General features: G+C 67.3%; 10 protein-coding genes. 5 read left to right on the forward strand and 5 right to left on the reverse strand.

Annotation, left to right across the window (positions count from 1 at the left end):
* On the forward strand, positions 1-1,406 hold a 1,406-nt coding region (locus EGJ34_RS18100), incomplete at its 5' end, for a DUF4105 domain-containing protein (protein ID WP_125361860.1).
* Between the two features lie 111 nt (positions 1,407-1,517).
* Positions 1,518-2,240, forward strand: coding sequence for an MliC family protein (locus EGJ34_RS18105; RefSeq protein WP_125361861.1), 723 nt, complete (start codon positions 1,518-1,520; stop codon positions 2,238-2,240).
* A 106-nt stretch (positions 2,241-2,346) separates the two neighbouring features.
* On the opposite strand, the gene yeiP is transcribed toward EGJ34_RS18105, so the two are convergent.
* The 5 genes from yeiP to EGJ34_RS18130 all read right to left on the reverse strand — a co-directional run bounded on the left by yeiP (position 2,347) and on the right by EGJ34_RS18130 (position 8,233).
* A complete protein-coding gene (yeiP, locus tag EGJ34_RS18110; protein ID WP_125361862.1) occupies positions 2,347-2,913 on the reverse strand; it encodes an elongation factor P-like protein YeiP in 567 nt (188 codons plus the stop codon).
* A 34-nt stretch (positions 2,914-2,947) separates the two neighbouring features.
* Positions 2,948-3,718 (reverse strand): SDR family NAD(P)-dependent oxidoreductase, encoded by a 771-nt coding sequence (locus EGJ34_RS18115; protein ID WP_125361863.1) that lies wholly within the window; start codon positions 3,716-3,718, stop codon positions 2,948-2,950.
* Positions 3,719-3,796: 78 nt separating this feature from the next.
* Positions 3,797-6,361, reverse strand: a complete 2,565-nt coding sequence (locus tag EGJ34_RS18120; RefSeq protein ID WP_125361864.1) for an EAL domain-containing protein — start codon at positions 6,359-6,361, stop codon at positions 3,797-3,799.
* Positions 6,358-7,251 carry a hydroxymethylglutaryl-CoA lyase gene (locus tag EGJ34_RS18125; RefSeq protein ID WP_125361865.1) on the reverse strand — a complete coding sequence of 298 codons (894 nt, stop codon included), beginning with the start codon at positions 7,249-7,251 and terminating at the stop codon, positions 6,358-6,360. Before EGJ34_RS18125 ends, EGJ34_RS18120 begins: the two co-directional genes overlap by 4 nt.
* Positions 7,252-7,444: 193 nt before the next feature.
* Positions 7,445-8,233 carry an enoyl-CoA hydratase/isomerase family protein gene (locus EGJ34_RS18130; RefSeq protein WP_125361866.1) on the reverse strand — a complete coding sequence of 263 codons (789 nt, stop codon included), beginning with the start codon at positions 8,231-8,233 and terminating at the stop codon, positions 7,445-7,447.
* 121 nt (positions 8,234-8,354) lie between these two features.
* Here EGJ34_RS18130 and EGJ34_RS18135 point away from each other — a divergent pair, with 121 nt between their 5' ends.
* The 3 genes from EGJ34_RS18135 to EGJ34_RS22880 all read left to right on the forward strand — a co-directional run.
* The gene (locus EGJ34_RS18135) at positions 8,355-8,609 is read left to right on the forward strand and encodes a FeoA family protein (protein WP_125361867.1); all 255 of its coding nucleotides are present in this window, start codon (positions 8,355-8,357) and stop codon (positions 8,607-8,609) included.
* Positions 8,606-10,462 (forward strand): ferrous iron transport protein B, encoded by a 1,857-nt coding sequence (feoB, locus tag EGJ34_RS18140; RefSeq protein ID WP_125361868.1) that lies wholly within the window; start codon positions 8,606-8,608, stop codon positions 10,460-10,462. Before EGJ34_RS18135 ends, feoB begins: the two co-directional genes overlap by 4 nt.
* The coding region (locus EGJ34_RS22880) for a DUF6587 family protein (RefSeq protein WP_185750236.1) at positions 10,462-10,636 on the forward strand (175 nt) is incomplete at its 3' end. The genes feoB and EGJ34_RS22880, both read left to right, overlap by 1 nt.

Here is a 10,636-nt window from a genome sequence, read left to right on the forward strand (position 1 = left end):
GGCAGGACCTGGCCGGCTGGCAGCAACGCCCGTGGCGGATGGGCCGGGGGGGCAATGCCTTCAGCGCGCGCAGCCCGGACGCCTACGAGCGACACAGCCCGGCTGAGTACCTGGCGGTCAACGCCGAGCACTATCTGCTGGATCCGGACTACGCGTGCCGTCGCCCGGCCCTGGCGGACTGGTTTGCCGAACACATCGGGCACCGTGACACGCCCGTGAGCGGGTGCGATGCGCGCCTGCCGCTGGTACAGGCCGGCGAGGTCAGCGGCCAGGCCTCGCTGCTGGAGCTGGACCCCTCGCGTGTCTACGCGGTGGAGTACCTGCTGGCGGAAGGCAATGACGCGCTGATGAGCCGCTGGGGCCACAGCATGCTGCGGCTGGTGATCTGCGCACCCGGGCGGCCTCGCGGACCGGCCTGCCGCATGGATCTGGCACATCACCGGGTGCTTTCGTTCCGCGCCTTCGTCGGTGACGTGCAGATTTCCAGCTGGGCCGGGCTGACCGGTGCGTATCCCTCGCGGCTGTTCGTGCTGCCGCTGAACCAGGTGATCAACGAGTACACCCAGGTCGAGCTGCGCGGGTTGTCGTCCATTCCGCTGGCGTTGCGTGACGAGGAGATCGCCGCGCTGCTGGAGCGGGTGGCGCAGGTGCACTGGAGCTACGACGGCCGCTACCGCTTCATCAGCAACAACTGCGCGGTGGAGACCGGCAAACTGCTGCAGGAAGGCGTGCCGCGGCTGGGCGCGGAAGGCCTGAACCGGATCACCCCGCGTGGCCTGCTGTCGCGGCTGCAGCGGCAGGGCGTTGCGGATACGTCCGTGGTGGCTGATCGCCCTGAGGCAACCCGTCAGGGCTATTACTTCGCATCCGCTCAGACGCATTACCAGCAGTTGTTCGAGGTGGTGCAGGCCGAACTGGCGGTGCCGGCAGCCGATGTCACCGCGTGGCTGGAGCTGCCGGCCGCACAGCGCGCAGTGTGGGCGGAGCAGGGCGGCCTGCGCGCGACCTCGGCGATGTTGCTGCTCGAACAGGCCGCGCGTAACCGCGAAGAGCTGCGTGCACGCTCGGGTTTGAAGCGCGCGCTGGGCGATCCGCGCGGTGGGGTGGATGCCGCCCATTCGGCCTTGTTGGCCTTGCTGGATGACGCCGGGCAGCTGGTGAGCCCGGCCGGGTTGTTGCCGGCGGGCGGGTATGGCGTGCCAGTGGGCGATGAACGGGTGGCAGCTGAGGCTGCGACGGCACGGCTGAGCGCGCGTGGCGTGAGTGGGTGGGAGGCGTTGCAGGTGGAGTTGCGGGGGCGGTTGCCGGTGGTCCAGCGGAAGGAGTTGCAGACGATTGAGGACAGTCTGGAGCGGCTGGCTGCGCGGATGCGGCGACTGGCGCGCGATGAGGCGGCGTCGCGTTGATCGGGCACCGCGAGGACACGCATGGCGTGTCCCTACAGGGTGCTAATCCGTGCTTCACAGGCCTCGCACTAGGATGAAGGGCTGACGTAACCGATCGGCAAGGAGTCGAACATGCGCATTTCCCCCTGGATTCTCAGCGCCGCGATCACTGTAAGCCTGGCCGCCTGCCAGCCGGCCGCGCCGGACGCCGACACCGGCACCGCCGAAGTCGCGCCGCCGGCCGGCACCGCCACCAGCGATGAACGCACCTACGCGTTCCAGTGCGGCGACCTCGCCGTGCAGGCTACCTACCGCGGCCAGGATTCGGCCAGCGTGGTGGTCGGCGGACGCACCTTCGTCATGTCCTCTGAAACGGCTGCCTCCGGTGCCAAGTATGGCGATGGCCAGGGCAATGTGTTCTGGACCAAGGGCACCACCGAAGGCACTTTGACCCTCGCCGGCGAGCCCGACCGTAACTGCACCGGTTCCGGTACCGAAGGTGAAACCGCACCGGCCGCCACCACGCCGGCAGCGTCCACGGCTGCGTTCCGCGCTACTGGCAACGAACCCGGCTGGCTGGCCCAGGTCAGCGACGGTGACGCACCGCGCCTGCATGTCGAGACCGACTATGGCGAGAAGAAGTATGAGATCGCGGCACCCACGCAGGGCCAGGACGGCTGGTCAGGCAAGGCCGAAGATGGCACCGAGATCAAGCTGACGTTCCAGCGCACCGTGTGCGAGGACAGCATGAGCGGGAAGGCGTTCGGTACAACCGCGATGCTGACAGTAGGTGCCAGGCAGTATCACGGCTGTGGTGATTTTGCCGGTGCGCCAGAGGTGGCATCCAGGCCGTAGAGCCACGCCCTGCGTGGCTGACGTTCGTCCGACTCCGCGAAGCCACGCAGGGCGTGGCTCTACGGTTGAATCAAACCAGTTCACGCGACCGGTCGGTTCAATCAGATCAATCCGCGCGGCCGGCAAATTCGCCGGTGGTGGTGTTGACCAGCACGCGCTCGCCGTTGGCGATGTACTCCGGCACCATGATTTCGATGCCGGTATTGAGCTTGGCCGGCTTCGGACGCTTGGTCGCGGTGCCGCCCTTCAGTTCCGGCGGGGTTTCGATCACTTCCAGCACCACGCTGGTCGGCAACTGCACCGCCACCGGCTGGTCGTCGATCACCTGCACGTAGATGCCGGTCAGGCCGTCGGTGATATAGCCGGCGTCGTCACCGATCACGTCCGCGTCCAGCGTGTACGGGGTGTAGTCCTCATCGTCCAGGAACACGAACGCGTCGCCATCCTTGTACGAATAGGTGCTCTGGCGGCGCAGCAGCTCCACTTCCGGCAGGTTGTCGTCGGCGTCGAAGCTGGCGTCCAGCTTGTTGCCGCCCGGCACGCTGTACATGATGAAGCGGAAACGGACGTTGCCGCCGCGGCCCTGCGGCGAGCTGCGTTCGATGTCGCGGATCTGATAGACGCCGTTGTTGTACTCGACGACGTTGCCTTTCTTGATGTCAGTGGCTTTCATGGGAATGAAGGTCGGTGGTGTGGGAGGTGGAGGATTACTTGGCGGCCAGGCGCACCGCGCCGTCCAGGCGGATGGTCTCGCCGTTGAGATAGGTGTTGCCCAGAATGTGCGCGACCAGGCCGGCAAAGTCTTCCGGCTTGCCCAGGCGCGGCGGGAACGGGATCGACGCGGCCAGCGATTCCTGCACTGCCGGCGGCATGCCGTCCACCATCGGGGTCCAGAAAATACCCGGGGCGATGGTCATCACGCGGATGCCGAAGCGCGACAGCTCGCGCGCCATCGGCAGGGTCATGGCGACCACACCGCCCTTGGAAGCCGAATAGGCGGCTTGGCCGATCTGGCCTTCGTACGCGGCCACGCTGGCGGTGTTGATGATCACCCCACGCTCGCCATCGTCGCCGGCTTCGTTGTGCTGCATGCGGTTGGCAGCGGCCTTGGCCACGTTGAAGCTGCCGACCAGGTTCACCATCACCGTGCCCTGGAAGTTGGCCAGCGGCATCGGAGCCTCCTTGCCCAGCACGCGGCCAGCGCCGAGGATGCCGGCGCAGCTGACCACCACGTTCAGACCGCCCAGGAACCCGGCGGCCGCGTCGATCTGCGCGGCCACGGCCGCTTCGTCGCTGACATTGGTGTTGAAGTAACGCGCCTTGTCCGCGCCCAGTTCGGCGACGGCAGCCGCACCCTTGTCGTCGTTCAGGTCAAACAGGGCGACTTTGCCGCCATGGGCGACCAGATGGCGGGCCACCGAAAGGCCCAGCCCGGAAACGCCACCGGTGATGACGGCACGCACAGAAGACAGCTGCATCAGGGAATTCCGCAGTTCAAGAATCGCCGATTCTAGCCGAAGCGAGGTCCCGCGCCGTTGTGCACTGCCACCTGCCGCTCACCGGTCCTGCGCCAGTCGCCGGGCGAAGTCATCCGGGGCCAGTCCCGGCGCGAAGAGGAAACCCTGGCCCACGCTGATCCCCATGCCATGCAGGGCGTTGCGCTGTTCCTCCGATTCGATGCCCTCGGCCACCAGCCCCAGCCCCAGGCTGCGGGCAATGCCGCAGACCGCTTCGCACACCGCGACATCCGACCGGTTGCCCGGCACGCCCTCGACAAACATCTGGCTCAGTTTCAGGCCGTGAATCGGCAGCCGGCGCAGGTAGTTCAACGCACTGTAGCCCTCGCCGAAGTCGTCGATGGTCAGCAGCACCCCCATCTCGCGCAGGCGCGCGAACGCCTGCAGGGTGTCCGGTGCATCCTCGATCAGCACCCGCTCGGTGAATTCCAGCTCCAGTGCGGTTCCCGGGAGGTCGAACTCCTCCAGCACCTGGCGCACGTTGCGGGCCAGGTCCTCGCCGACCAGCTGGCGGTAGGAGACATTCACCGCCACGCGCACGATCCCGAGCCCGGCGTCCTGCCACTGGCGCACCTGACGGCAGGCTTCGCGCAGCACCCATTGCCCGATGCGGACGATGTCGCCCGTGCTTTCGGCATGCCCGATGAACACGTCCGGACGCAGTTCGCCCAGCTGCGAGTTGCGCCAGCGGATCAGCGCTTCGGCGGCGATCAGCTGACCGCTCTTGAGGTTCACCTGGGGCTGGTAGACCAGATGGAATTCTTCATCATCCAGCGCGCGGTGCAGGCGGCTCTCGATCTGCAGGCGGTCGTGCTGGCGCTGCGCCAGCTCCGGCGAGAACACCTGCCAGCCATTGCGCGTGCGGCGCTTGACGTCGTACATCGCGATGTCGGCGTTCTGGATCAGCACCTGCGGGCGCAGCCCGTCCTGCGGCGCGCGGGCAATGCCGATGCTGGTGGTGACCGCGAACTCGTCGCTGCCGAACCGGAACGGCGGGACGAAGGCGTGGGTGATCGCCTCGGCCAGGCGCTCCGGCTGGTCGGCCTGGTCGCGGGTGTCGCAGACCACCAGGAATTCATCGCCGCCGAAGCGGGCGACCAGGCCCTCGGTGCCGATCGCGGTGCAGATACGCCGGGTGGCGTCGATCAGCAGTTCGTCGCCGGCATTGTGGCCGAGCATGTCGTTGACGGTTTTGAAGCGGTCCAGGTCGATGTAAAGCACGGCCACCCGGCTGTGGGTCGGGCTGGCCATGCGTGTGGCCAGGTCGCCCAGCACGGCATCGCGGTTCATGATGCCGGTGAGCGGATCGGTGCGTGCCTGGATCCGCAGCGTTTCTTCGGCCTGTTTGCGGGCGGTGATGTCCTGGACCGTGCCGGCGATGCGCGCGGCGTCGACGTCGCCGGCCTCCGCCTCGCCGATCATGCGCACCCAGAACGAATGGCCATCGCTGCGTTGGCCCTGCAGCTCCAGCTCGAAGGGTACCTGACGGTCGATCACCTCCAGCAGCGCCTGCTGCAGTTGCAGGCGGTCATCGGTGCGCAGGCAGTCCATCAGGTGCGCCATGTCCTGCATCGGCAGGTCCTGGCCGAGGATGCGCGCGGCCTCGTCGGTCAGGTAGAGCCGCTGCAGCCCGCGGTCCCATTCCCAGCCGCCGATATGGGCCAGCGACTGGGCACGGTCGAACAGCGTGTTGTTGCGCTTGAGCTCGGTGATGTCGCTGAACAACCCGAACACGTGGTCGGGAGTGTCGCGTCCGTTGCTGTACACCGGCACGTTGGTGGTGGAAATCCAGATCATGCGCCCGCGTGGGCGGTGATACAGGCCGACGATGGTGCTGCGGATGATCCGCCCGCGCTGAAGAGACTCCGCCGCCGGCCACTGGTCACGTGTAAGCGGGTGGCCATGCTCGTCCACGCTGATCCAGTCTTCAGGGGCCAGCAGGTGCTGCAGGCTGCCGCCACTGCTACCAGTGCCCAGGATGCGGTGCGCGGCCGGGTTGGCCGAGACCACACGCAGGTTGCGGTCGAACAGGATCACCCCCTTGTCGATGGATTCCATCAACAGCCGGTAGCGCGACTCGGCCTGCCAGCGGCTGCTCAGGTCGCGCGCCACTGCCACGATGCAGTGCTCGCCCTGGTGTTCAAAGCCCGCCGAGTGCACTTCCACCGGAAAGCGGCTGCCGTCGCCGCGCATGTTGGTGACTTCGATGACGTAGGTCTCACCGCGGCGCAGCGCTTCCCAGACCGGGTCGAGGTGGTCGCTGGGCAGGTCCGGGTTGAGGGTTTCAATCGGCTGGCCGACGATGTCCTCGCGCGGGCGGCCATAAGCGCGTACACCGGCCTTGTTGAGGTCCAGCACCACGCCGCTCTCGCTGAGGATGCTGACCGGGTCGGGGACGGCGTCGAACAGCGCCGCATACCGGCGCAGTGCCAGCTGACGGTCGTCCATGGCTTCCTGCAGCGCCTGCTGCACGTCGCGCAGAACCGCATGCAGGTCCTCGCCGCTGGGGTGGGCGAGGGCACGTTCCAGGGCGGCCAGCGCATGCAGGTGGCCGGTGAGGTGGTCACCGACCGCTGCATCCCTGCGCGGGCCGCCGCGGTTCATAAGGCGGCCAGGGCTTTGCCGGCCTTGCTTCCGGTCTCGCGGCCGAGCCGTGCCGCCAGCCAGCGACCGGTGGCGGCCAGCGCCGGCAGGTCGACGCCGGTACGCATGCCGATGCCGTGCAGCAGATAGACCACGTCTTCGCTGGCGACGTTGCCGCTGGCTCCCTTGGCGTAGGGGCAGCCGCCCGCGCCGGACACCGCCGAATCGACCACCCGGACGCCTTCTTCCAGGCAGGCGTCGATGTTGGCCAGCGCCTGCCCGTAGGTGTCGTGGAAATGCACGGCCAGCGCCGGCATCGGGATTTCGCTGGCGACCGCCTTCAGCATCGCCCGCGCCTTGCGCGGGGTGCCGACGCCGATGGTGTCGCCCAGGGAAATTTCGTAACAGCCCATGTCATGCAGGGCCTGCGCCACGCGGACCACCTCGCGCACGTCCACTTGGCCCTGGTAGGGGCAGCCGAGCACGGTGGAGACGTAGCCCCGCACCTTGACGCCGTCGGCGCGGGCGCGTTCCAGGATCGGCGCAAAGCGGGCCAGTGACTCGTCAATGCCCGCGTTGGTATTGGTGCGGTTGAAGGTTTCCGAGGCGGCGGTGAACACCGCCACTTCCTCGACTCCGACGGCGCGTGCCCGGTCGTAGCCCTGTTCGTTGGGGACCAGGACCGGGTAGGCAATGCCCGGGCGGCGCTCGATGCCGGCGTAGACCTCGGCGGCATCGGCCAGCTGCGGCACCCAGCGTGGGCTGACGAAGCTGGTGGCCTCGATGGTGCGCAGGCCGGTCAGCGACAGCTGCCGGATGAGCTCGATCTTGTCGGCGGTGGCCACCGGCTGGGCTTCGTTCTGCAGGCCGTCGCGCGGGCCCACTTCGACAATGCGCACGAAGTCATCCATGGCGGCGCGCCTCCTGGCAGCAAAGACGCAGTTCAGACAGCGGGCAGCGAAGAGATCGGATCACGAAAATTCCTGGAATCGTATTGGAGACCGCAGTTCCCTGGCGGGCCACGACAGGGTGTTACGCGGGATGAGTGATAAAGCGGCCATCGGCCGCTGTCGGTAAGTGCCAGCCGTTGGCCGGCACGCGATGTCAATCCTGTGTCACCCAATGCGGCGAGCGCTTGTCCAGAAATGCGCCGAGCCCTTCCTGGCCCTCAGCCGACACCCGCAGCCGGGCAATCAATGCCGCGTTGTCGTGGTCCAGTGCATCGCGGTCAGGCTCTTGTGCAACCCGACGTACCAGCTGCTTGGCGGTGGCGGCGGCAATCGGCCCGGCCTTGTCCAGCAGTCCCAGCTGGCGCTGGACGGCTTCGTCGATGCGCTCGGGCTCCACCAGCTGGTGGACGAGGCCGATCCGCAGGGCGGTCTCGGCATCGAAATGTTCGCCGGTGGCAAACCAGCGGCGGGCCTGGCGTGGACCAATCGCGTCGATCACATAGGGCGAAATCACCGCAGGCAGCAGGCCCAGCCGGCTTTCGGTCAGGCCGAAGCGCGCGCTGGTGCTGGCAATGGCGATATCACAGCAGGCCACCAGACCGACCCCGCCGCCGAATGCCGCGCCGTGAACGCGGGCGAGGGTGGGCTTGGGCAGTTCGTCGAGGGTACGCATCAGTCGGGCCAGGGCGAGGGCATCCTGGCGGTTTTCCTCCTCCCCGGCAGCGGCCATCCCGCGCATCCACTGCATGTCCGCTCCGGCCGAGAACGAGGCACCGTCGCCGGCCAGCACCACGGCGCGGATCTGCGGATCCTGGCCGGCCGCGTCCAGGGCAAGGGTCAGCTCGGCAATCAGCCCGGCGTCGAAGGCGTTGTGCAGGGCGGGGCGGTTCAGGGTCAGGGTCAACACCGCGCCGCGGCGTTCACGCTTCAAGGCATCACTCATCAGGGGTCCTGCAGCAGCTCCATGAACATGTACGGATCATAGCGGTGCAGGGGCGCGCGGCCATGATGCGGCGCGGCGATGCTAATATTGATAACCATTCTTATCGACCTGAAGGCGACCTGTGACGTTGTCCGATCTGCCGCTGAACGGCTCCGCTCTGGTGGATTCCGTGCAGGAACTTCATGCAAACGACGCCATTGCCCGCCGACTCCAGGAACTGGGGTTCGTCGCCGGTGAGAATGTGCGTCTGGTAGCCCGTGGCCCGATCGGCGGTGAGCCGCTGCTGGTACAGGTAGGCTTCACCCGTTTCGCACTGCGCATTGCGGAGGCAAAGCGCATCCATGTGCGTTCGCTGGCCGATGGAGGCCACGCATGAGCGCGACCGCTGCCTTGCGCGTGGCGCTGGTGGGTAACCCCAACAGTGGCAAGACCGCGTTGTTCAACCAGTTGACCGGCAGCCGCCAGAAGGTGGCCAACTACACCGGCGTGACCGTGGAACGCAAGGAAGGTCGCCTGCGCGCGCCCTCCGGACGCGACTTCGCGGTGCTTGATCTGCCGGGTGCCTACAGCCTGCAGCCGGCCAGCCTGGACGAGGCCATCACCCGCGACTTCTGCCGGGGCTTCTATCCGGGTGAGGCGGCACCGGACGTGCTGCTGTGCGTGATCGATGCCACCAACCTGCGCCTGCATCTGCGCTTCGCGCTGGAGCTGCGCGAGCTGGGCAAGCCGATGATCGTGGCCTTGAACATGGTCGACGCCGCACAGCGCCGTGGCATCCAGATCGACGTGCCGGCGCTGGAGAAAGCGCTGGGCGTGCCGGTGGTGGAAACCGTCGCTGTGCGCCGGCATGGGGCCAAGGCCCTGGTGGAGCGCCTGGACGCGATGGTGCCGCACCTGCAGGCACCGGTGGAGGTGCCCGAGAAGTCGGGTGACTACCACGCCCAGGTCCGCGACATCCTGGCCGCGGCGGTCAGCATGCCCAGCCGCACCGCGAAGATCGATGACACCCTCGATCGCTGGCTGCTGCACCCGGTGTTCGGGTTGCTGACCCTGGTGGTGGTGATGTTCCTCATCTTCCAGGCGGTGTTCGCCTGGGCCACACCGATGATGGATGGCATTGAAGCCGGCTTTGGCTGGTTGGGCGAGGCCGTTGCCGGTGCGCTCCCGGAAGGGCCGCTGACCAGCCTGTTGACCGACGGCATCATTGCCGGCGTTGGTGGGGTGGTGGTGTTCCTGCCGCAGATCCTGATCCTGTTCGCCTTCATCCTGGCCCTGGAAGAGTCCGGCTACCTGCCGCGTGCCGCGTTCCTGCTGGACCGCACGATGGCGTCGGCCGGCCTGTCCGGTCGCTCGTTCATTCCCCTGCTGTCCAGCTTTGCCTGTGCGGTGCCGGGCATCATGGCCACCCGCAGCATCCAGGACCCGCGTGACCGCCTGGCCACCATCCTGGTCGCGCCGCTGATGACGTGTTCGGCGCGGCTGCCGGTGTACGCGCTGCTGATCGGTGCGTTCATCCCGCAGAAAACACTCTGGGGCTTTGTCAGCCAGCAGGGCCTGGTGCTGTTCGGGCTGTACGTGGCCGGCATCTTCAGCGCGCTGCTGATGTCGTGGGTGATGAAGAAGTGGCGGCGCGACAAAAGCGAGCACCCGCTGATGCTGGAACTGCCGTCGTACCGCATTCCGCACCCGCGCGACCTCGCGGTGGGCCTGTATGAGCGCGGCATGATCTTCCTCAAGCGCGTCGGCGGCATCATCCTGGCGCTGACCATCCTGCTGTGGGTGCTGCTGAGCTTCCCGGGTGCACCCGAGAACGCCACCATGCCCGCCATCGACTACAGCTTTGCCGGCCAGATCGGTCACGCCATGGCGGTGTTCTTCGCCCCGCTGGGGTTCAACTGGCAGATCTGCATCGCGCTGATCCCGGGCATGGGCGCGCGCGAAGTCGCCGTGTCCTCGCTGGCGACCATCTACGCACTGTCGGCTCCCGACGACGATGCGGCCATCCAGGCGCTGACCCCGGTGGTCGCCAATGGCTGGTCGCTGGCGACCGGCCTGTCGCTGCTGGTGTGGTTCATCTACGCGCCGATGTGCATTTCCACCCTGGCCACGATCAAGCGTGAAACCAACTCGTGGAAGCAGGTGGGCTTTGCCACGTTCTACCTGTTCGCCGCCGCCTATGTGGCCGCGCTGATCACCTATCAGGTGACCAGGGCGCTGGGAGGCGGCTGATGGAGCTTGGTCTGCTGCTGCAGTACCTGGTGATCGCGCTGGCCGCCCTGGTCAGTGCGTGGGTGGTGCTGAAGAAGCAGTTCCCCGGTACCGCGCGCAGGTTGCGGGGGGGCGTTGCGCTGGCACTGGTCAAGCCGCAGCGGGCTGCGTGGTTGCGCCGCCTGGGGCAGCGGA

This window comes from Stenotrophomonas sp. 278 (assembly GCF_003935715.1).
Lineage (GTDB): Bacteria > Pseudomonadota > Gammaproteobacteria > Xanthomonadales > Xanthomonadaceae > Stenotrophomonas > Stenotrophomonas maltophilia_AH.